The 22,886-nt window shown below is 36.9% G+C and carries 15 protein-coding genes; 6 read left to right on the forward strand and 9 right to left on the reverse strand.

What is annotated here, in order from left to right; translation table 11 throughout:
- Position 1: 1 nt before the first annotated feature.
- Both ACFINE_RS00605 and thiC read right to left on the reverse strand, forming a co-directional pair.
- Complete coding sequence (locus ACFINE_RS00605) at positions 2-952, reverse strand: FAD-dependent oxidoreductase (RefSeq protein WP_375611201.1); 951 nt, start codon at positions 950-952, stop codon at positions 2-4.
- Positions 949-2,784 carry a phosphomethylpyrimidine synthase ThiC gene (thiC, locus tag ACFINE_RS00610; RefSeq protein ID WP_375620709.1) on the reverse strand — a complete coding sequence of 612 codons (1,836 nt, stop codon included), beginning with the start codon at positions 2,782-2,784 and terminating at the stop codon, positions 949-951. Before thiC ends, ACFINE_RS00605 begins: the two co-directional genes overlap by 4 nt.
- Before the next feature lie 1,867 nt (positions 2,785-4,651).
- On the opposite strand from thiC, the gene ACFINE_RS00615 reads away from it, so the two are divergent.
- Positions 4,652-5,626: a tail fiber protein gene (locus ACFINE_RS00615; RefSeq protein WP_375611203.1), complete on the forward strand. Its 975-nt coding sequence runs from the start codon at positions 4,652-4,654 to the stop codon at positions 5,624-5,626.
- Positions 5,627-6,747: 1,121 nt separating this feature from the next.
- Here ACFINE_RS00615 and ACFINE_RS00620 read toward each other — a convergent pair.
- The 5 genes from ACFINE_RS00620 to ACFINE_RS00640 all read right to left on the reverse strand — a co-directional run bounded on the left by ACFINE_RS00620 (position 6,748) and on the right by ACFINE_RS00640 (position 13,086).
- A complete protein-coding gene (locus ACFINE_RS00620; protein WP_375620710.1) occupies positions 6,748-7,581 on the reverse strand; it encodes a heme ABC transporter ATP-binding protein in 834 nt (277 codons plus the stop codon).
- Positions 7,578-8,675 carry a FecCD family ABC transporter permease gene (locus tag ACFINE_RS00625; protein WP_375612958.1) on the reverse strand — a complete coding sequence of 366 codons (1,098 nt, stop codon included), beginning with the start codon at positions 8,673-8,675 and terminating at the stop codon, positions 7,578-7,580. Before ACFINE_RS00625 ends, ACFINE_RS00620 begins: the two co-directional genes overlap by 4 nt.
- 5 nt (positions 8,676-8,680) lie before the next feature.
- Positions 8,681-9,583 carry a hemin ABC transporter substrate-binding protein gene (locus ACFINE_RS00630; protein ID WP_375620711.1) on the reverse strand — a complete coding sequence of 301 codons (903 nt, stop codon included), beginning with the start codon at positions 9,581-9,583 and terminating at the stop codon, positions 8,681-8,683.
- 18 nt (positions 9,584-9,601) lie between these two features.
- Complete coding sequence (locus tag ACFINE_RS00635; protein ID WP_375620712.1) at positions 9,602-10,645, reverse strand: hemin-degrading factor; 1,044 nt, start codon at positions 10,643-10,645, stop codon at positions 9,602-9,604.
- Positions 10,646-10,908: 263 nt separating this feature from the next.
- On the reverse strand, positions 10,909-13,086 hold the full coding sequence (locus tag ACFINE_RS00640; protein WP_375620713.1) for a TonB-dependent hemoglobin/transferrin/lactoferrin family receptor: 2,178 nt from the start codon (positions 13,084-13,086) through the stop codon (positions 10,909-10,911).
- A 242-nt stretch (positions 13,087-13,328) separates the two neighbouring features.
- Here ACFINE_RS00640 and ACFINE_RS00645 point away from each other — a divergent pair, with 242 nt between their 5' ends.
- On the forward strand, positions 13,329-14,099 hold the full coding sequence (locus ACFINE_RS00645) for an energy transducer TonB (RefSeq protein WP_375620808.1): 771 nt from the start codon (positions 13,329-13,331) through the stop codon (positions 14,097-14,099).
- Between the two features lie 1,015 nt (positions 14,100-15,114).
- Here ACFINE_RS00645 and ACFINE_RS00650 read toward each other — a convergent pair.
- Positions 15,115-17,205 (reverse strand): lytic transglycosylase domain-containing protein, encoded by a 2,091-nt coding sequence (locus ACFINE_RS00650; RefSeq protein ID WP_375620714.1) that lies wholly within the window; start codon positions 17,203-17,205, stop codon positions 15,115-15,117.
- A gap of 251 nt (positions 17,206-17,456) precedes the next feature.
- Between ACFINE_RS00650 and dapA the strand changes: the two genes are divergently transcribed.
- Together dapA and smpB are read left to right on the forward strand one after the other, a co-directional pair.
- Entirely contained in the window at positions 17,457-18,341 is an 885-nt protein-coding gene (gene dapA, locus ACFINE_RS00655; RefSeq protein WP_375620715.1) for a 4-hydroxy-tetrahydrodipicolinate synthase, read from the forward strand.
- A gap of 18 nt (positions 18,342-18,359) precedes the next feature.
- The gene (gene smpB / locus ACFINE_RS00660) at positions 18,360-18,836 is read left to right on the forward strand and encodes an SsrA-binding protein SmpB (protein ID WP_012231306.1); all 477 of its coding nucleotides are present in this window, start codon (positions 18,360-18,362) and stop codon (positions 18,834-18,836) included.
- Positions 18,837-18,884: 48 nt separating this feature from the next.
- Here smpB and ACFINE_RS00665 read toward each other — a convergent pair whose 3' ends face one another.
- On the reverse strand, positions 18,885-19,553 hold the full coding sequence (locus tag ACFINE_RS00665) for a uracil-DNA glycosylase (RefSeq protein ID WP_375620809.1): 669 nt from the start codon (positions 19,551-19,553) through the stop codon (positions 18,885-18,887).
- 567 nt (positions 19,554-20,120) lie between these two features.
- Here ACFINE_RS00665 and rpoZ point away from each other — a divergent pair.
- Both rpoZ and ACFINE_RS00675 read left to right on the forward strand, forming a co-directional pair.
- Positions 20,121-20,519 carry a DNA-directed RNA polymerase subunit omega gene (gene rpoZ / locus ACFINE_RS00670; RefSeq protein WP_273791104.1) on the forward strand — a complete coding sequence of 133 codons (399 nt, stop codon included), beginning with the start codon at positions 20,121-20,123 and terminating at the stop codon, positions 20,517-20,519.
- A 128-nt stretch (positions 20,520-20,647) separates the two neighbouring features.
- Positions 20,648-22,873, forward strand: a complete 2,226-nt coding sequence (locus ACFINE_RS00675) for a RelA/SpoT family protein (RefSeq protein ID WP_375620716.1) — start codon at positions 20,648-20,650, stop codon at positions 22,871-22,873.
- The last annotated feature ends 13 nt before the right edge of the window (positions 22,874-22,886 follow it).

Genomic DNA, 22,886 nt, shown 5'->3' on the forward strand with positions numbered 1-22,886 from the left:
TTTATTCCAATGCTAATTCCATTGCTCGTTTTGCCATTTCTGGAGACAACAGAAAACCATGTCTATAAAATCCATTAATAGAAATAAAGTTACCATCTTTATGCACAGAAGGGAAGTTATTAGGATAACATGGACGAACACCAACGCCAGATTCAATAATTTCTGCTTCAGCAAAAGCAGGATGTAAAGTATAAGCCGCGTTGAGCAGTTCCATCATTGATCTTACAGAGATTGCACCATCAAAGTCACTTTCAATCATCGTTGCACCAATCATAAAAATATTATCTTGTCGAGGTACAATGTAGAGAGGAAACCGTGGGTGAAGAAGACGAATTGGACGCGAAATTTTAATATCGGTGCAGCGCACGAGAAGCATTTCACCGCGTACGCCCCGTATATTTTTATCTTTTCCTAAACGTGCTATTCCTGTCGCATCAATAACAATATCAAATTTTTTTTCAGCCTTCTCTACATCAACAAAACAGGCTCCATTGTTGAGAAGCTTTTCTTTTAAAGCCATAAGTGCTTTGCGAGGATCAATATGGGCTTCATTTTCATAAAAGAGTGCACAGTTAAAACGTTCAGCAAGATCTGGTTCAAGATGAGCTATTTCTGTATTATCTACGGTTTTGTGATTATGCGTACGTACAGAAAATCGTTCAAGCTCTCCTCTATCTCGTGTAGGTGCAACCACTAAAGTGCCTTTTTGTATGACAAGGTTGGGGAGCGTTTTACGCCACCATTGTATAGCTTGTACACCAAGATCTTCAACAATTTGTTCTGCACTTTCCCTTTCACAGTAAGGTGCGAGCATTCCTCCTGCATACCAACTAGCACTTCCTATAGGTGAATGAGGGGGGGCTGATACAGTAACAGAAGCACCTTTTTGCTGTAACATAAAGGCAGCTGTTAAGCCGCCTACACCTGCACCTTTGATAAGAATGTTCTTCAACTATTTACTTTCTTTTTTTGAGGAGGAACAATTTCCATATAAAGGTCACCATTTTTCTGATATTTTTCGGCCATGGCGATCATACCTTCCCCTTTTGTTTTTCTTATTGCAGCTGCCTCACGAATATCATGGGAAATACGCATAGAACAGAATTTTGGTCCACACATGGAACAAAAATGCACTAATTTATGGGCTTCTTTAGGCATTGTCTCATCGTGAAAGGCACAGGCTGTTTCTGGATCAAGAGAAAGGTTAAATTGATCATGCCATCTAAAATCAAATCGTGCACGCGAAAGAGCATTATCGCGCAATTGTGCTCTAGGTAAACCTTTAGCAAGGTCAGCGGCATGAGCAGCAATTTTATAAGTGATCACACCAGTTTTTACGTCATTCCTATCGGGGAGTCCTAGGTGTTCTTTAGGTGTTACATAACACAACATAGCAGTTCCAAACCATCCAATCATAGCGGCACCAATTGCTGATGTAATATGGTCATAACCAGGAGCAATATCCGTTGTAAGAGGTCCCAAAGTATAAAAAGGCGCCTCATGACAAAGATCTAATTGTTGCTCCATATTTTCTTTAATTTTGTGCATTGGGACATGTCCTGGTCCTTCAATCATAACCTGTACATCCTTTTTCCAAGCAATTTTTGTCAATTCTCCCAAGGTTTTAAGCTCTGCAAATTGGGCCTCATCATTGGCATCGGCGATAGAGCCAGGGCGTAACCCATCTCCTAATGAAAGAGAGATATCATATGTTTTTGCAATATCACAAATTTCATCAAAATGTTCATAGAGAAAGCTTTCTTTGTGATGATGGAGACACCATTTTGCCATAATAGAACCGCCTCGTGAAACAATACCTGTTACACGATCAATGGTCATAGGAATAAATGATAATCTTAATCCTGCGTGAATGGTAAAATAATCAACACCTTGCTCTGCTTGCTCAATAAGGGTATCACGGAAAATATCCCATGTTAAGTTTTCGGCAATACCCTGTACTTTTTCGAGTGCTTGATACAGAGGAACAGTCCCGATGGGCACAGGAGAATTTCGAATAATCCATTCACGAATATTATGAATATTTCGACCTGTAGAAAGATCCATAACTGTATCTGCTCCCCAGCGAATGGCCCAAACCATTTTATCAACTTCTTCTTCCATAGATGAAGTTACTGCTGAATTGCCAATATTGGCATTAATTTTAACACGGAAATTACGCCCAATAATCATGGGTTCGCACTCTGGATGATTAATGTTTTGTGGAATAATGGCGCGTCCACAAGCAATTTCATTGCGAACAAATTCCGCAGTATAAATTTCTGGTATTGATCCAGCAAATGTTTCATTTGATGGTACATTCTGCCGTTCTTCTACTGCTAATCCTTCATTTTCTCGTATAGCCACATATTCCATTTCTTCGGTAATAATGCCTGCGCGTGCGTAAGCCATTTGTGTAATTGCTTTGCCATTTTTTGCTCGTAAAATAGAACGTTTTTGCTTAAAGGCTGGAGTAAGGTTTTTATCAGAAGTCAATCCATTATCTTCAGGTTTAACTAATCGTGCAGGATAAGTTTCAGTATCATCCCGCTTAGAGAGCCAAGGCAAGCTAATTGCTGGCAGGCCTTTTGTAATATCAATGATCATATCTTTATCTGTGTAGGGGCCAGAAGTATCGTAGACGTTTAAAGGTTTTTCACCACTGCCATCAGCCAGTGAAATTTCACGCAATGGTACGCGCACATCAGAAAAGAGAAGGCTCTGTTGATAAATTTTGCGTGAAGCGGGAAAGGGGCTACAACTGATTGATGGAGTATTTTTCTGCACAAACTTTTTCCTTATAGACACGAAGTTCAAAAATAGGTTGCGATGTTAATGGAGTTACGATGTAATGGAGATGTATTCAAATTATCAATCACGAGCATTCAGATGAATAGGGATAGTATTGCTTTGTAGCAAAGAAAACCCAATACAGCTCAAGAAAAGTTATTTTGAAAAACTGATACAATATCTATTCTAATATTTGCATGCCTCCTCCCACTTGAAGTATTTTTGTTAATACGAATATGGTTGGCTTAAATATCTATATTGTCAATCATAAAAATATATTTTAAACGATTTTGGTGTGTTTTTAAGAGTGAAAATAGATATTATGAAGTGATAAACTATGATATTGAAGCTTTTATAAACCAGAATAAAGTTAAAAACGGATTATCAGGGAAAAGTAGATAGTTTATGGCTTTGATTGAGATTTTTTTCATATTAAAATAATAACTCAGAATACCATAAGATCCTCTCATCATATATCTTTTCGTATAAAAATACTTCCTTGCACGTCATAAGTGGGAGCGTATGGGGCAAAGCACTTGAAGAAAGGAAGCCAAATGTCATTTAATGAACATTCTAAGAGTGAGGCTGTCAAAACGTGGGAGCCAACAAAATGTATGATGGATTCCACTTGTATCTTCAAAAGCTTAAAGCTGATGATCTATAATGGCTTGCTATTGTATCATTGACGTGCGCTGTCGTAAAATGAAAGGAGTATATTTTGAGCAATATTTCTTAAAAAGTGCGTAATATGCAATATCATTATATTTTGTTTGGGGCATTCTATTCTTCATGAGGGGGATGTTCCCATTAAGAATGCGATAAATAAAAGCGAGAAACAATACCTAATCTTTATTATAAAAATAATATTGCCTTGAATTAAGAAGAACACCAATAATTGCAAGATGTTATTTAGAATGATTTATTGTTCTTGCAAAAAAAATATACATATAATAATATATAGAGGGGGATATGCTAAGTGTGGGAGGGCAAAAGTTGGTTATGGGGCGTTTAATAAACAAGGATATTGTTCATAAAAATTGGGGGAGGGGCTGGGTTATGCTTTTTAATTTTTTCCGGATCGGATACAACCTTCAAATTTTGTGAAGGTGTGTGATATTTAATATTTCAAAGTATTTTATTTCCAGTTTAATGAAAGTGTGGAGCAAATGTCCATATTGAATATATTCTCTGTGATACATTTAGATTGAACAAAAGCTTATTCAAAAAAAACATTGGTGCTAATCTTGTGACACAATTTCAGAAATCAATTGAATAAAATAGAACAAAGTATCTGCATGTGGATAAAAACATAATGAAGCATGCAAAAAATTTGAAGCTAATTTTTAAAATTTTAATACAAATGATAGCCAAAAGATAGAATTTCTTTGTTTAAAATATATGGTATAAAATATCGACGAGATAGATTTAAACTATTGAAAAAAATAAAAAAAGATAATGTTTAAGTCAGAAATTTTCTATGTGGATGATAAGTTATTACATTCAGTAATGGTTATATGAAATCCATAATAAGAAAAATTTTGGAAGTATTTATAAATTTTGCAACAAGATGCAAGATGCAAGATTGAAAAAATAATTATATAACAACAGCAAAGCAACAAAACAAGATATTAAGTAACATCAGATGAGGTGTTACATTATACATTAGAAGAGAAAGCATTAAGACTAATGTTATGAAAAGCGTCTGGTGAATTTAGGTTATAAAATTGGAAGGAGTGAAGAGAGATAAAATGCGTAAATAAGGATGGTGCAGTGGTTATGATGTACCAATAAACAGCGGCAGCACATTTTAGTGCACAGAACGAGAAGTTGTTAGAAAAACTATGAAAATAATGGGGGATTTAAAATGTCTAATATCTATGATTGGTCTCTAAAGGCTGATGAAAATGCTTATTCAGATAGTATCATTAATTGGGCAGAAGGACAGCCGCCTAGTTCTGTTAATGATAGTGCAAGGGCGATGATGCAGCGCGTGCGCGAATATCTTGCAGATAATGGTGGATCTATTAATTCAAGCTTTATAGTAAATTTGGAAGATAAAACAACATTAATTACCTTAAAGACAGTTTCGCCTATAAAGAAATACAACAATGATATCGTCATACGTTTTAAAGCTTGTGGTGTAAATATTGGCGTGACAACAATAACTGTTAATAATATAGGAGAAAAGCTTATCTATAAAGCCACTGATACAGGGGTTATACCATTAGAAGGTGGAGAATTTCAAACAGATGGCATTTATGAAATGGTATACAATAATGGTGTTTTAATAAAAGAGCATGAGGGTTGGTATTTATTAAACCCTACACCACCAAAGATAGAAAGTTTCCCCTCTGGATTCATTGCAACATTTGCTATGCAAAATGTGCCAAATGGTTGGCTTTTATGTGATGGTAAGGCCTATAAGCGTGAAGATTATCCGCAGTTATTCGAGGCAATAGGTGATAAATGGGGAAAAGACAGCAATAAAACTTTTAAAGTTCCTGATTTTAGAGGCATGTTTTTACGCGGCTTTGATAATGGTCGGGGTTTAGATGGTGGTAGAAAGTTTGCAGATGAACAACAAGATAGCATAAAATCACATACGCATATTGGGAGTATTGAAAACGCAGGCGAGCATGCGCATAATTTTGAGTATCAAGGGGTAGGATGGCCCGTTGGTGATATTGGGAGACTCCCGAATCATTATACTTATAATGCAACCCTGAAAGGGAGAACAGCTTCTGCTGGTGCACATACACACAAGGTAACTCTTTCCCATACGGGTGAGGCAGAAACGCGCCCTGTTAATACAACCGTTGTCTATGCTATAAAATCATGAGTATGTTTAAGTAATAATAATCTATACACCTTGATAATTTTGTTAACGCGGAGCAATTCCGCGTTATTTTCTATGCATATGAAAAGGAAATCTATATTGTTAATAGAATACTTGAGAGCGTCAAAAAACAATTTTAAAATGATTGAAAGAAAGAGTTAAGGATATAATTTATTTTATAATTATATGATAACATAGGGAAAATGTGTAAAAATCATTTAAACTGTGCCGTGAAGAGATCTGGAGATATATTTTTTCATAAGGTGTTTTGATAGGGGAAGGTAATAAAATTATTCAACCTGAGGCATAAAAAAGTACAATATTTTTAGCGTTTTTTGTGCAAAAATAGCATACCCCTGTATGAGTTAATTCATCTTATAAAGATATTTCTCACCTTGTTGTCGATTTCATTTCTTTGCATTCCATGGTAGGAGGCTTTATCTGTAAATGATAGTTCCCCTTTGAGTGGAATCATCATTATGCTTATGAAGCAGAAGACAAACGCTATTTCTATACTCTCTCCTCATCCCTATATTCCGCATTGTTTTTGCATTAGGGGGCTTACAAAAAGCGTTATTGAGTTTATTTTAAAGTTTTTATTCAATAGGTTAATTCTTTGTGATATGCCAATAAACAATTTTTTAATAGAGAGAGAAAAGTAAAAATATCATTGTAAATCAATATTTATTTATACAAATAAGCTAAAGTATATGTATTATAAAGAAAACATTACCATTAAAGCTACAAATAAATCTTTTATGCAGGGGAGAAAGGTACTTGATTTCTATATGGTCCTTAGAAGATATAATAATACACCCGTTATTATAACAAAGGCATTTATATGTATTTCTTGAATCATTTTTATAAAGATAAAAGTGATAGAAAGAGTGGGAAAACGCATGTTTATGTTGTATAAATTTGTATGATATAACAGTTTGATAACAAAACAAAACTTCACATGTTTTTAGTTACGTAAAATCTTAAAAGATTTTAAACTGGTATTTTTTTCCAAAAATATCTTTAGGGTAATTGGTCTTCTTTTTTAATGACAGATGACAAAAAGGAGTTCATATGAAAATAAAAAAGATTCTTGAATATTTGCGTGTTTTATTTTGCTATGGACTTTAGTTTTTAGATTGAAGCCGATAGCCTAGAGATCTAATTTCATAGGAGGATGTCGTTTGAGGGAGTATAAAAGGGATATCTTCTTTAGGTAATTCAGAAACGTTTAAAGAACAATGATAAACATCGCGGAGATTTTGTGTTGTCAACACATTAGTTGCATTTCCTTCGCAATAAATCTCACCTTCCTTGAGCAAGATCATGTTATCTGCATAATGTGCCGCGAGATTGAGGTCATGAAGAACAGCAAGAACGCCGCCACCAGAATGAGCAAATTGTTTAGCAATATCCATAACGATGATTTGATGTTGAATATCGAGGCTAGCAATAGGTTCATCTAATATCATCCAGCGAGGAATCCCATTATGAACAGGTTTCCAGACTTGGCAAAGTACACGGGCAAGTTGTACTCTAGCTTGTTCTCCACCTGATAATTGGTGATAATACAGGTTGCCATAATCAGAAAGGTCAACGCACTCTAAAGCTTTCTGGATAAGATTTTGCAATTCGGCTTTGGCAATGCTAAATTGGTTTACAGAAAGACCAAGCCCTACAACTTCATGGACTAAGAATGGAAATACGAGCGTTGTTGATTGTGGTAGTACAGCGCGCATTTTTGCCATTACATGAGTTTTTGTTTGGCATACATTATAACCATTTAAGGTTATTTTTCCACTGTAAGGAATTTCACCACTCAGAGCTTTGATAAAAGTACTTTTTCCTGATCCATTAGGACCAATAATAATGGTAAAAGCACTACTTTTAGCTTGAAGATTAATGTGTTTAAGAATCTGCTTCTTTCCGCGCTGAACACAAATATTTGTCGCTTCAATCATGAAAAGTCTGTTCCTCGTTTGCATATAAGGATCCATAGAAAGAAAGGTGCACCAAAAAGTGCTGTTACAATCCCAATCGGCAATTCAGCGGGGGCAACAATTAAGCGTGCAAACATATCAGCAAAAATAAGTAATGCTGCTCCCAAGAGAGCAGAGCAAGGAATGAGATAGCGATGATCAGGACCTATGAGCTGACGTAAAATATGAGGAACAATAATACCAATAAAACCAATACCACCACTGACAGCAACAGCACTACCGCACATAAGAGCAACAAGGGGAATAGCAATATTTTTGACGCGTTGAATATGGAAACCAATATGGCCAGCAACAGCTTCTCCAAGAGCAAGGGCATTAAGTGCTCGTGATAAAAAGGGAGAGAAAAGAAGACCAATAACGATAAAAGGGAGAACAAGCCATACTTTCAACCATGTAGCGCCCGCAAGAGAGCCCAGACTCCAAAAAGTGATATCACGCAGTTGTTGGTCATTTGCGACAAAAATCAATGTTCCGACAACAGCACTGCTTAATGCACCAAGAGCAATACCAGCAAGCAGCATGGTTGCAATAGAGGTAAAGCTGTTATGCGTTGCTATTATGTAGAGAATAATCGTTGATAAAAGTCCACCAAAAAAAGCACCTATGATAACTTTATAAGGCTCTAGAAAAGGTGCAAAAGAAACAGGAAAAGCAATGCCGACAACAATTGCTAAGACTGCTCCAAGTCCAGCACCTGCTGATACACCTACAATTCCGGGATCTGCAAGAGGATTACGAAAAAGCCCTTGCATAAGAACACCGGAGACAGCTAAGGCTGCTCCAATCAATAATCCCAAGATAACACGGGGAAGCCTTATGTCGATGAGCACGAGGTAATCACGCGTTTTACTACTTACCGAAAAATCTTGTGTAAGTATCACATGGAGGAGATCAACGAAAGAAACCTTTGCTGCACCATTCAAGAGCCCACCAAAAATACTGAAAATAAGGAATATTATTAAGCTTAATAATAAAATTTTTCCCTGCTTTGAACGGTTTATTTTTTTACCTTCTTTTTCTTTAGGTAAATGCATCCTGGATGTACCGTCTACCATTTTTATCAGCTCTTACCGTTTTGATGTGCACCATAAAGTATCTCAATAAGCTCTCTTGATGCGTCTGCAGTACGTGGACCAAATCCCAAAAAATACATAGCATCCATCTGTTTTATGGCATGATTTTTCGCTGCAGTTGTTGCTTGAACTGCCGGTATGGCTAAAATCTTATCAATGCTGGTTGATCTTGCACCATGTTTTATAAGCAAAATAACATCAGGATCTGATTTCAATAATGCTTCGCCGTTGAGAAGTTTATATCCTTTATAATCGGTGATAGCATTGATAGCGCCTGAAAGTTTGATCATACTATCAGCTGCAGTACCTGTCCCAGATGCCATGACGCGTCCATTTTGCACAGAGAAAACAAAAAGAACACGCTTTGGTGTTGTTACTTTCGCCAAAAGCGCATCGTTGTCTAAAAAATTACGCTTCAATTTCTCAATTAACGCCGCGGCTTGCACTTCCCGATGAATGGCTTGACCAACGAGGCGAATCTTTTCTATCACATTTTCACGGGAGTAGTCTTCTGGTATGATCACCAGAGGTATTGATGTTTTTTTGAGAATATCAATTGTTGAAGCGGGACCACTTCCTTCAACAAGCAATATACCCTCTGGAGCAAGTGATAAAACCCCCTCAGGTGAAAGAGCACGCATATATCCAAGCACAGGAAGCTTGAGCGCTTCTTGTGGGTAGACGCTTGTACTATCACGGGCGACAAGTTGATCTTGGGCTCCCAATGCATAGACAATTTCTGTAAGTGCTCCGCCGATAGAAACAATTCGAGCATTTTCAGGAAAACGCGTTGCAGGTTCAGCAATTACTTGTTTAGAAAAACAAGTAAGAGAGAGCAGTAAACACGTAAGAAAAAGGTTTGATAACCTATGTAAAAGAGATATGAACATGTCTAACCTTATCTTATCTTAGTTACTGCTGTTTTCTTGGCATGATGGCAAACTATTCAATAAAGAACGCCAATCTTCACGTTCTTTTTGACCCTCCTTGCGTACGCCAAAAAATTGAATAACCATCTCATCATCTTTATCGAAAACTTCAAGTGAACTGACATAACCATCACGGGTAGGTTTGCGAACATGCCATACTCTAGCAATCCCAGACGTGAGTAAATGAAGGTCAAATCTTGGATCAAGAACATTAAGCCAAGGTCCCATTTGCTTAATATTTTTTACAGTCCCACTAAAAATTTGAATACACCCTTTATTCCCAACAAAACACATGATTGGCAGTTCTTGTTGTGCGACTTGGTTAAGCATCATTTCAACAGCATTTACCTGTAATTCATCGGCAAATTCATTACCAACATATTTTACAGCATGATGTCGATTAATTTTAAATTCGGAAATAATTTTGTGAAGTTGGTGTACATCTGTCATTTTCCGCCAACGATCCCGAAAACTCTCAATATCCAATTCTGTTATGTCACATTGGGCTGGGAGAGAAACGGGAAGAATGTTAAGAACAGGAGACTGATCTTCAAGAAGGAGCTTTTCAACAAGTTTATTCCACTCTTCCATATTTGTCATATCTTTAGAATAGACCTTTAAAATAGCAACGCCATGTTGATCAAAGAATTGCAGACTTTTTGTAGGTTTTCCAAGAATAACGACATCATATTCAAAACCGAACTTCCATTGTTTTGTAAAAATACGCAAATCAATTTCACCAAGTGTGATAGGAATATGTTCGTTTTGAACAATTTTTTCAAAGCGTCCCGTTATTTCGTGAACAGCATATTCATTGCGAGTTAAGACCATGACGGTTCCAAGTCGAGGTGCATTTTCCAAGAGAGTAGCAACATCAGTTTGTAGCCTTTTTGCTTTTCCAATGGTACAATAAGCCGCAATAAGCTCCGCTTCAGATATACCAATCGAAACCGCAAAATCGCGGTTTCGCATTTCTTTTTTTTCTTCACGCAAACGAAGAATCATTTCAGCTGTATGTGCCATGAATTTACCTTATGTTACTTAACTCAAAAACTAACTTTCAAATTTTACAATTCCAAGGCAATAAATTAAATTCTTTTAAGAGTTCAATCTATCACAAAATAACACTCTATCGTCAACAGCTGAGCAATCAAAAAACGATAAAACAGAAAGAATTAAAACTTTTCTACCAAATCTTTGTAATTTTAAAGATGTTGAAAATAGAAACACAATAATTAATCCTTTTATCAATACGATTTTATTGACCGAATAATTAACAGAAGTGACTAAAACTTTTGTACAAACGACACCTTAAAGTTACGACCAGGCTGGCTATAATAATCTTTTGGTGTTGAACTTTTACCTGAAGGAAGTTCAGATACATTCCAATATTTTGTATTGAAAAGATTATAAACACCGGCTCTTAGAATAGGTCCCGTTTCACCGAATGGTTTCCACCACCCTGTCATATCAACGACATGATATCCTGGAATTTTTTGGTAATCAGATTCTCCGGCTACTTTGTCACGTTTAGCTGCCAAAGTAAGGATAATATCGCTTCCCCAAACTTCTTTTGCATATCCTAATCCGATAACTGCTTTCAAAGGAGGAATTGAGTTAAGATACTCCTTTTTATCAAGATCTTTTCCTTGTGAATAAGCAAGAGCAACATTGCTATGAAAACCATTTTTAAGAACTAAATGAGCTTTTGTCTCAACACCAAAAATTTGCACGTGAAAACGATTCATGTAATGCCGACGCGCAAATCTAAATTCCTCTGATGGCCCTCTATCCTCAGTATCTATGAAATTCTTATATTGATTGAAAAAGGCATTGAAGGAACCACCGAAATTTACATTTCCATACCGTAGACCAACATCATACCCATTGCTTGTTTCTGGTTGAAGATCAGGATTCCCTTTCACGTAATAAGCAGAAGGTTTGATATAAGAGACGTAAAGTTCTGAAATACGTGGTGCACGAAAAGCCTGTGCCCACTGAGCATAGAGCGTTACTTGATTACGAACATCCCACTCCACGCGTAATTTAGGAGAAAAGCGTGAACCACTTCTTTCTGGAGGGAATTTATCAGAAATCAGTGCTTTCTCATAAGAAGGTGTTTTCTGAGGAACATATTTGTACCAATCATACCGGATTCCCGGTGTTACACGAAAACGATCATCAACCAACCCAATTTCATCTTCAAAAACAAAACCTAAATTGTAACCATTTGTGTCTGGTGAATCTGATCGATTAGCAGGAACAAAAAGACATCCCCGAGCGTATTCTTTTATATGACAATTGTCTTTACCTAACAAATAGTGATGAAATTTAGATGACGAAACATTCATTACAAACTTTAACGTATGGTTTATAGTGCCAAAATCCACTTTTTTAAGGGCATCAGCATTGAAACCATAATTGATATTACGCAAGAAATTATCTCTCAAATAATCCCCTTTGGGAGCTGAAACACGAACGCCTGTCATAACGTAACGACTTGATTGCCTTTGCCAATAAAGCTGCCCATTAAACGCATCAAGAACTGCATCACCATTACCATTATAATTATAAGAAAGAGAAAAGCGCTCACGAAGTTTATTATCCTGCTCATAAACGGAACCTGGAGCGTATCTTTTAGACGAATTTAATTCATGTGTGTTACTATTATGACCAAAACGCTCTGCGGTAAAACCAAGGCGGTGATTATCACTCAAATATTGATGAATTTTAAAAAGCAAGTTATTTTTATCAAAGTGAGAAGGGTTTTTGCGCGTGCGTTCCTCATACCCTTCTACTGTTCCCATATTTTTGCGCTCATGACCTTCTACATAAGATCCTTGAAAAAGTAAAAATGTCCGGTAATTACGCACAGCAAAAGCTTGATCGATGCGCCAGCTGTTATCAACAGAATTATAACCACCTTTTATAAGGCTTCCCCAATTCTTTTCTTCCACGATCAGGTCTTCAGGATCAAGGGTACGCAACGCAATGATTCCCCCTAAGGCGCCAGAACCATAAAGACTAGAATCTGATCCTTGAATAGTATCAAACGTAGAAAGAGCATTGAAATCAAAAGTTGTGTTTCCACCTCCACCACGGAATATATCATTAAACCATGGAAGAGAAATACCATCCATTGTCGTAAGAACACGGTTTGCATCTAAACCCCGAATAACGAAACTGTTATTTTCTGAGTTATAGGATACGGAAGGATTAAGACGACTCACATCATAAACATCAGTTATTTGTCTTTCATCAATATTCTTGTTGGTCTTACGATCAGTCAGAATGGTTATTGAATTTGAAGCATCTTCTATTTTTTTTCCTTTAATAAGGATTGGTTTGAGTTCAGTGACAGCACTTCCATCTTTATTTTGTGCAAAAACAAATGAAGGTATACAGACCGATAATGCACTTAAAATTACACAGCTTTTATAGATATTTTTTCGTCTTATTTGCATAACACATCATAACCCTTTTAAACATCCCCTCTCTGTTTTGAAATTTTTTAATACAAAAAGGCTGGACTCACTGATTAAAACTTGCCAGCCAAGTAGGAATGATTTTGACAACGGCACAAAATCATTAGAAGACCATATTAAACATGACAAAATCAGTCAAGAAAAAAGTTGCAATTTCAAAATAGCCTGTTTTAATGAGATTGAACACCAATATTAAGCTTAAAATAGTGGCAGAAGAAACGATGAATTTTGCAAATACGAAACAATTATTAACTCTTTGGATTGGTGCATTTATTGGGGCTTTCTTTTTGCATGTATTATTGGTAGCACAGTTTTATTTTCAAAGTACTGGTATAAGTAATGGTTTGCTCTCGTCGGAGATTATGCTGACTTTTATGCAAGAAACTGTATATCCGGATGTTGATACAGACTTGCCAGATATTCATAGAGAGTTGGATATTAATACAGAGCAAGAAGTATTACAGTCTGATCTCCTAGAGCAGGAGTCAGAAGGATTGGAATCCGTGGATGAAGTTCAATCGGAAGAACCTCAGCATATAGTAGAACAAGATGACTTAAAGCCTTTGGAAGAACCCCTACCTCAAAAAGTGGAGCATAAAGCGTTTATCAAAAAAACAATACCGATGCCAAAGGCTGTAGTAAAGCGCTCCAATGCAAAGGCGGTACGTTCTTCTTCCATCAACAAGGGTGGCGGTACAGCAGGGCTTGAAGATATGTTGTTAATGGAGTGGTTAGCAAAGGTACAGTCACAATTAGAAAGGCAAAAAAATTATATTGTGGGACAGCGCACCAATCGTACAAAAGGAACGGTGAAGTTAGAATTTATGGTGCATGAGCAGGGGAGTATTTTTTCTAGTCGTGTAGCAGTCTCTGCTGGTGACCCGGAACTTGATCGATTAGCGATGGCAGCCCTTCGACGCGTTGGTTCTTTTCCACCACCACCACCATCAAAAGTGAATAAAACAATTAGAGTATCCCTAATATTTAGCTGATTTTTTATGCGGGGCGCTTTTCTTATAATATATTGATTTATAATGATTATTTATAATTTTAATGAAAGTTCAAATACAATTTATTCGAATTTTTTTGATGTTGAATCAATCAAAACCATCCGCTTACGTATGATACAAGTTGAGGAGGAGCATGGATAAAAAACTTCTAAGAAGCAGTGAATATACTTCTTATGAGTGCTCTAAATGAAAGGGCTTTTGCATCATTGGGAGTTAAGGGATGATAGAGCTATAGCTTTTATTAATTAAAGGTCTAATCGATTTTTATACCATTCGTGAGAGGATTTTCGTAAGTACTTTTCAGATACACCGTTGTGAAATGGACTTAGAAACATTAAAATAAAACAATAATATAAATAAGAAAAACATACTATTTGGGGATACTCTGTTTTGTGTGAAGGATGTGAGCTTATATGTAAAAATAAGAAAAAAAAGCAAAGCTTCATCTTCATCATTAAAAGATATTGACATATTTAAAAGTCGTAGAACCGAATGAAAAGGGAAGGGGCAGAAGAGAATTGTTTGTCTTTAAGGCTTTCTAACTCAATGAGTCTGTCTTTCTGTTATCAGAGATAATCCAAACGATATATATAATAACGTACTCTTATTTGTTATAGAAATGTTATAAGCAGGAAAAAATAGTCTTAAAAGATGCTGTTTCACAAGATTTGAATATTGACTAATAAGCAACAGTAAAAGGATGAGCTATTTGTTTCACTCTTCTCTTATATTTGTAATCTCTATGATATTGTCGTCTATGTTGAGAAGAAATGAATTATTTGTACTACCTGTTGATTTATAATGATAATTCATCATTTTGTATTTAAAATAAAAGACCCAAATAGCGTAGGGTTTCCTCATTTCGAATTTATTAATACTGAATCAATTAAAATTACTTTCTTATACGTCCTAAGAAAGTGGGTATGGTACTATTTAAAAAGGAATAAAAACACTTCTTATCAACGCTTTCAAATGCTATTTGGGAAGTTAAGGCATATTATTTCCGTCGACCAGAAAGCAAGTCGGTTTTTATATCTATTTTCCCAGTGAGTCTTGCTTTGTAGACACCATAATTTTCCATGACACGCATCACGTAATTACGTGTTTCTGTATAAGGAATACGTTCAATCCAATCAATGACGTTATCGAGAGATTGACCTCGAGGATCGCCATAACGTTTTATCCATTCATTGACTCGACGGGGACCCGCATTATAGCCAATAAGAGTTAGTATATAGGATCCATTAAAACGTTCTAATTGTTCATTGAGAAAATGAGCACCTAATGTTGCATTATAATGAGCATCACTGCTAAATTTTTTAGGAGACCATGCGATTGAGTATTTTTTTGCCAGTGCTTTTGCTGTTGTAGGAAGCAATTGGAGTATACCTTGTGCACCTGCTTTTGATATGGCTGTTGGATTAAATTCGCTTTCTTGGCGTGCAATGGCATAGATAAGCGATTTTTCTTCTACAGAAATATTAGCAGAAGCTGGTATAGCTCCCAGAGGATGAGAGAGTGCACCGACATTTTTCCCCTGAAAAACAGCCATTTTTCCAATTTTGAGGCTGGTATAATAGTCTCCATTTTTTTCTGCCATAACAGCCAGAAGAGCTAATTCACCGGGGCTTTCTATTTTTTTTCCGAGCTCTCTATAAAAAATTTTAGCAAAATCAGCATAGCCGGCTGCTTCAAGACGTTGAATTGCTTTGATCGCTTTTCGTGCACTAAAATGTTGTCGCTCAGCGGTTGTTGGTTTGGGAAAGAAAACTTTAAGCTTTTTTTGGTTGAGTCGTGCAGCGGCTAATTGACCATAGTAAGTTGCACCAAAATGAGCTGCGCGATGAAAGTATTGCTGGGCATTTTGATGTTCTTTTAGCGCTTCTGCTGTTCGTCCCATCCAGTAATATCCACGTGATGCATAAAAAGGTAAAGAAGAGAGTTGAGGAATACGTGAAAAATGCTGCATTGCTAATTTAGGGTTATGAAGAAACCGTAGTGCATACCATCCTGCATGAAACTCAGCATCGATGGCTAATGCAGATGTTATACCAGTGTGCATTGCAACGAGTTGATAAGCAATTTTTGGTTTGTTTAAATCGAGCATTTCACGAGAAAGGGCGCGTTGTTCTTTCCACAATGAATGAGGGTTCATAAGGCGAAATGCATCTTTTGATGTTTTCATCATGAGTGCTGCGGCCGCATCATATTGCTCTGTTCGTCGAAGATGGCGTATTCGAGCAAACTGAAAAAGAGGATCTTTTTGCCATGATCTCTCTACAGCTTTTAATTTTTGTGTAGCTCTAGGATCATTTTTTTCAACGGCCACAAAAGCATTAAAAAGAGATTGAGCATGGGCTAATTTTGCAACGCGTGCTGCTGAATCAAAACGATGTGCATACAGCATAAACTGCATGCGTTTCAAATGATCAATAGGTTTTAATGTAGCGCTTGCATTTTTAAGAACAAATACTTCTTCTTTTGCATTAAGCTGTGTTTTATGCCACCATGGCGCAATAACGTGTTGAGCACGAGTGGTTTGTCCCGTTGCGATAAGTGCTTTAGCGAAAAGAGCCATCCCTTGTGCTGTTTGGGGCGGGTGATGAGAAAATTTTTGGATGATTGCGCGTGTGACGTTGGTTTCGTTAAGAAAAGCACGTTCAGCATTGCGTTGCATCGTTTCTATACCTGGCCATCCTTTTAGCATGTTGATTGCATTAAATATTTCAGAACTGGATATATTAGCTTGGTTTGACACCCCCAGCGCCCATGTCAAAATATGACGATCAAGGCTATGTTTTTCCATTGAATTACGAAGATTTATTGTTTTTGCAATATTGTTGTTTGCTAGTGCATCTAGCCCAGTTTTCAGTTGCTGAAGTGTAGCAGTATTGTGTGATGTTGTGTGTGTCTGTTGAAGAGATTCTTGAGCTTCTTTTGCGGTAAAGGGAGTAGGGCGAACCAAAGGGATTGGTACTTTCCCTTGCAAAAGGGGTGTTTGCGCGTATGCACTTGAAAATAAAATTCTTATTGCCAGTATAAGGGCAGTAAAGGTTGATACGAAAAGAGAGGTGGAAAATACACGCATAGAGAAAAGACCTTGAGACCTTGCTTTTTGTAAAAACTTAAGGATTTATAGAACACAAGCATGAAAAACGCGTTAATATAGACGGCTTATTTTAAAGAAATGTTCAACATTTAAGGAGGGACATTTTCATCTTATGGGGGCTTTTTTTGAAATTCATCTTGCTTCAATGATAGAGCAAGATTATGCTCTATTTAAAATTTATAAAAGGCGATTATTAAAAAAATAAAAGCAAACATTATAGGGAGTTTGTCATGCTCAAGGGAGCTATAACTGCGCTTATCACACCGTTTGATAACAAGGGCGCAATTGATGAGAAGGCGTTTTGTGATTTTGTTGAATGGCAGATCACACAAGGGATTAACGGTGTAAGCCCTGTTGGGACAACAGGTGAATCAGCAACGTTAAGTCATGAAGAACATAAGCGGATTATAGAATTGTGTGTTGAGCAGGTTGCAAAGCGTGTTCCTGTTGTTGCTGGAGCGGGATCAAATAGCACAAGCGAGGCTGTAGAGCTTGCACAATACGCGCAAAAAGCTGGCGCAGATGCAGTTTTGGTTGTCACTCCCTATTATAATAGACCAAATCAATCTGGCTTATATAAGCATTTTTCTTCCATTGCCAAAGCTGTTTCTATTCCGATTATAATTTATAATATTCCTGGTCGTTCTATTATCGATATGGCTGTAGAAACGATGAAAGACCTTTATCAAGATTTTAACAATATCATTGGTGTTAAGGATGCAACGAGCAGAATTGAGCGCGTTAGTGAACAAAGTGAAAAGTGTGGAAAAGATTTTGTGCAGCTTTCCGGTGATGATTGTACGGCGTTAGGTTTTAATGCACATGGAGGTATGGGGTGTATTTCAGTTTCCTCCAATGTTGCTCCGAAGCTTTGTGCAGAACTTCAAGCAGCTTGTTTTCGTGGTGATTATAAAACAGCACGAGAATTAAATGATCGCTTGATGCCTCTTAATCGTGCTGTGTTTATTGAACCTAGTCCAGCAGGTATTAAATATGCTGCTGCAAAATTAGGATTTTGTGGTGATACTGTGCGTTCTCCTATTGTTCCATTAACAGAAAGAACAAAGAAGATTATTGATGCAGCCCTCAGTCATGCTGGTCTTTTAAAAGCATAAAATGATATTGACAAAGCCATGAATAAAAAAAAGAACGCGCCCGTACGGAAAATAATTGCTGACAATCGTAAAGCACGTTTTAATTTTGAAATCCTTAATAATCTTGAGGCTGGTCTTGTCCTTCAGGGAGCGGAAGTGAAGTCCTTACGTTCTAATCATGCCAATATTGCTGAAAGCTATGCGAGTTTTGAGAATGGGGAATTGTGGTTAGTAAACAGCTATATTCCTGAATATACGCAGGCTAATCGTTTTAATCATGAACCACGACGTTTGCGCAAATTATTACTTTCAAAACGTGAGATGGCACGTTTTTTTAATGCAACGTCTCGTGAAGGAATGACACTTGTTCCTCTCAAACTTTATTTTAATGAACGAGGGCGCGTTAAGTTGGAGATCGCTCTAGCGCGGGGGAAAAAGCTTCATGATAAGCGCGAAACGGAAAAAAAACGTGATTGGGGACGTGAGAAAGCAAGACTTTTAAAAAGGTATGGCTAATGGATGCGATCTAGATATTCTTTATTCATAGCGCTGTTTAAAACAGTTTTAGCATTGATCTAAGTATGTTTTTGCTGCTTGAAAGATTTGATGAAACATGGCGTCTGTCAAACGTCCAGTATTTGTATTATAACGAGAACAGTGATAGCTCGAAAAGATGCGTAATCTGCCGATGTTATTGATTTCGCCGTGTCCAAAAGGGTGAGCTAAAACTTTTGCATTAAGGGCACGTATCGTTGAATGGTGCGCAATGGTGCCTAAGGTAATAACGGCTTTAAGTTTGGGAAGATTTGTTAAAAGAGGTGAGAAGAAATAGCGGCACGTGTTAATTTCTGCACCGGTGGGTTTATTTTCTGGTGGAACACAACGAACAGAGTTAACAATTGCTGCATCAATAAGTTCAAGAGTATCGTCTGCTCTTTCTTCAAAGGTTCCTTGGGCAAAACCAAACTTTTTTAAAGTTGAATAAAGTAAGTGCCCAGCATAATCACCAGTAAATGGACGTCCAGTTCGATTTGCTCCGCGTAATCCAGGAGCAAGCCCAACAATAAGAAGGCGTGTTGTATCTGGCCCTTTATAAGGAAAGAATGGGCGCACCGGTGCGTTATACCAACTTGGTTCTTTTACACGCCAGCCAGCGATAAATTGATGAAGCCTCGGACATAAATTGCAATTTTGGGGTGGTTCTGGGCACAGTGATGTTAATTGGCTATTCATGGTGTTAGGCATCAATCGTTTTTCTATTTTGTGAGTCTTTATATAGCGTATATGACGGGTTATGTTTTGATAAACAATCTATAATGAATATAAATAAACTTTTTTAGAAGAAAGTTTAATATAAACTTATTGCTCATTATTGTGTAAAGAGAGGTCATCTTTCAGTAATTTATTCGATGAATAAGAGTGCGATACACATGATGTTCAAAGAAAAAAGTTTTCTCTTTAGATAAAGATATTATCATAAAAAGTATGTATAAGACTGCTGTTATTGCAAAGGGTTTAAACAGCAGGTATTCCTTTTAAAAGGATAAGGACTCCAGACAAGTCTTTTGTCAAGAAAGACCTCCCTTTGTTTGAAGTCAATCTATTGGAATGCTTTTAAAAGAAATTTTGATAACGAGCATGAATAGGTTATACATTTTTAAATTTTCCAAGAATTTTTTTAAATAAGTTCTTTAATCAAAAAATATAAAAGTTTGTGTTGTTTTTCTTGTGTTTTATTTTGATTATTGTATATACTCCTTTATCCGCTATTAAATTTTTTTATTTGAGAAAGAGGCATAAATGGCCCGCGTAACGGTAGAAGATTGTATTGATAAAGTTGACAACCGCTTTGAATTGGTACTTTTAGCAGGTCATCGGGCGCGTCAGATTTCACAAGGAGCGCAGATTACGGTTGATCGTGATAATGATAAAAATCCAGTTGTTGCTTTGCGTGAAATAGCAGAAGAAACATTGTCGCCTGCTGATTTAAAGGAAGACCTTATTCATTCGTTGCAAAAGCATGTGGAAGTAGATGAGCCAGAAATGGCAAGTGAATTTATTACCCATTCAGGTGAAGCTGAAAGTGTTTTTAATACGTCGTCGCAAGAAGAAGGTACTTCATTTGATCATATGTCAGAAGAAGAGCTTTTAGCGGGTATTGAAGGTTTGGTTGTTCCAGAAAAAAGTGACGATTATTAATTGCAGCAATTTATGTTACAGGAGTAAAGATACCTTGTCATGTAAGGAGCAATTATTTTTCTTGTCTTTTATTGATAGGACATGTTCAATAAAGATTAGAGGTGTGAAAAGATAAAGGATATGCTCGTATGATGCGTCAGTGTGAGCTTGTTGGACGTGTTCAACGTTACAAGTCTGACGTAGATGAGGCTCTTTTAAACAGGGCCTATGATTATGCAATGAAAAAGCATGCACATCAAAAGCGTGCATCAGGTGATCTTTATTTTTCTCATCCTTTAGAAGTTGCTGCTATTTTGACAGATATGCGGTTGGACGAGGCAACGATTGCTGTTGCTCTTTTGCATGATACAATTGAAGATACAAGCGCTACACGAGCAGAAATTGATCAGCTTTTTGGTTCTGAAATTGGGAAGTTGGTTGAAGGGCTTACAAAGCTTAATAAGCTTGATCTTGTATCAAAGAAAGCCGTACAAGCAGAAAATCTTCGTAAACTTCTTATTGCTATTTCTGATGATGTTCGTGTTCTTTTAGTCAAACTTGCTGATCGTCTTCATAATATGCGTACCCTTGGTGTTATGCGTGATGATAAACGTCGGCGAATTGCTGAAGAGACGATGGATATCTATGCGCCACTTGCAGGTCGTATGGGTATGCAGGATATGCGTGAGGAATTAGAGGATCTCTCTTTCTTTTATTTAAATCCAGAAGGTTATCGTACGATTACCAATCGACTTTCTGAATTATTGAAACACAACCGTGATTTGCTTTCCACAATTGAAAATGAATTGACAAAACTTTTTTTGGAAAATGGCATTAAAGCAGATGTTAAAAGCCGTCAGAAAAAATCTTATTCAGTTTTTCGCAAAATGGAAAGTAAAGCATTATCTTTTGAACAATTATCGGATATTTTTGGATTTCGTGTGATTGTTGAGTCCGTGAATGATTGTTATCGTGCTCTTGGTGTCATTCATACGACATGGCCAATGGTTCCTGGTCGTTTCAAAGATTATATCTCTATACCAAAGCAAAATGATTATCGTTCTATTCATACAACAATTGTTGGCCCTTCAAGACAACGTGTTGAGTTGCAAATTAGAACGGCTGCTATGGATGAAGTTGCTGAATATGGGGTTGCTGCTCATTCCATCTATAAAGAGCATGGTTCCAATTATTCGACTGTGAAGTTATCAAGTGAAACGAATGCCTATGCATGGTTGCGTCAAACGATACAATCTTTGTCTGATGGAGATAATCCAGAAGAGTTTTTAGAACATACAAAACTTGAGCTTTTTCAAGACCAAGTTTTTTGTTTTACGCCGAAAGGTCGATTAATTGCTTTTCCTAAAGGAGCTACGCCTATTGATTTTGCTTATGCCGTCCATACAGACATCGGTGATTCTTGTGTGGGTGTAAAAATCAATGGTCGTATTATGCCTTTAATGACCAAATTAAAAAATGGTGATGAGGTTGATATTATTCGCTCACACGCTCAAATTCCGCCAGCAGCATGGGAATTTCTTGTTGTCACGGGTAAAGCACGTTCAGCTATTCGACGAGCAAGTCGTGCAGCGGTACGTAAACAATATTCGGGTTTAGGATATCGTATTCTCGAGCGTTCATTTGAATATATGGGAAAGCAATTTTCAAAAGACCTTTTGAAGAAAGTTTTGCCACGTTTAGCACGTAAAGATGTAGAGGATGTATTGGCTGCTGTTGGGCGTGGAGAGCTGTTTTCCGCTGATGTGATTAAAGCGGTTTATCCTGATTATCAAGATCACCGTGTGGTACAAAAGTCATCTTTTAGGCCTGGGGAAGAAGGTTGGTTTAATATTGAAAATGCTCAAGGTATGATTTTTAAAGTTCCAGAAAATGAGAAGAATGCAAAGGTCGAGAATCATCAATCTAAAGCATTGCCTATTAGAGGAACCCGTGGAGATATACCCGTACGTTTTTCACCGGAAGGAGCAGTACCTGGAGATCGGATTGTTGGTATTATGCAGCCAGGAGCTGGGATCGTTATTTATCCAATACAGTCTTCAGCTTTGATGGCGTATGATGATCAGCCAGAACGATGGATTGATGTCCGCTGGGATATTGATGCCCAAATGAATGAACGTTTTCCTGCACGGATGGATATTTTAGTTGTAAATAGTCCAGGTTCTCTGGCTGAAATTACACAAATAATTTCTGCTAACGATGCCAATATCCAAAATTTATCTTTTATCCGTACAGCACCAGATTTTACAGAAATTATGATTGATTTGGAAGTGTGGGATTTAAAACATTTGAATCGTATTTTTTCTCAGTTAAAAAAGGCAGGTTCAGTAAGTACAGTACGGCGGGTTCATGGATAAAAAGAAAGATTTT

The sequence above is a fragment of the Bartonella sp. AA97HXZ genome (assembly GCF_042196985.1).
GTDB lineage: Bacteria > Pseudomonadota > Alphaproteobacteria > Rhizobiales > Rhizobiaceae > Bartonella.

Excerpts from the sequence above, each read along its gene's own strand:
- ACFINE_RS00630 (WP_375620711.1), bottom strand. The coding sequence starts at position 9,583 with ATGTTCATATCTCTTTTACATAGGTTATCAAACCTTTTTCTTACGTGT.
- ACFINE_RS00640 (WP_375620713.1), bottom strand. The coding sequence starts at position 13,086 with ATGCAAATAAGACGAAAAAATATCTATAAAAGCTGTGTAATTTTAAGT.
- dapA (WP_375620715.1), top strand. The coding sequence starts at position 17,457 with ATGCTCAAGGGAGCTATAACTGCGCTTATCACACCGTTTGATAACAAG.
- ACFINE_RS00635 (WP_375620712.1), bottom strand. The coding sequence starts at position 10,645 with ATGGCACATACAGCTGAAATGATTCTTCGTTTGCGTGAAGAAAAAAAA.
- smpB (WP_012231306.1), top strand. The coding sequence starts at position 18,360 with ATGAATAAAAAAAAGAACGCGCCCGTACGGAAAATAATTGCTGACAAT.
- ACFINE_RS00620 (WP_375620710.1), bottom strand. The coding sequence starts at position 7,581 with ATGATTGAAGCGACAAATATTTGTGTTCAGCGCGGAAAGAAGCAGATT.
- ACFINE_RS00615 (WP_375611203.1), top strand. The coding sequence starts at position 4,652 with ATGTCTAATATCTATGATTGGTCTCTAAAGGCTGATGAAAATGCTTAT.
- ACFINE_RS00675 (WP_375620716.1), top strand. The coding sequence starts at position 20,648 with ATGATGCGTCAGTGTGAGCTTGTTGGACGTGTTCAACGTTACAAGTCT.
- ACFINE_RS00625 (WP_375612958.1), bottom strand. The coding sequence starts at position 8,675 with ATGGTAGACGGTACATCCAGGATGCATTTACCTAAAGAAAAAGAAGGT.
- ACFINE_RS00665 (WP_375620809.1), bottom strand. The coding sequence starts at position 19,553 with ATGAATAGCCAATTAACATCACTGTGCCCAGAACCACCCCAAAATTGC.
- ACFINE_RS00650 (WP_375620714.1), bottom strand. The coding sequence starts at position 17,205 with ATGCGTGTATTTTCCACCTCTCTTTTCGTATCAACCTTTACTGCCCTT.
- rpoZ (WP_273791104.1), top strand. The coding sequence starts at position 20,121 with ATGGCCCGCGTAACGGTAGAAGATTGTATTGATAAAGTTGACAACCGC.
- ACFINE_RS00645 (WP_375620808.1), top strand. The coding sequence starts at position 13,329 with ATGAATTTTGCAAATACGAAACAATTATTAACTCTTTGGATTGGTGCA.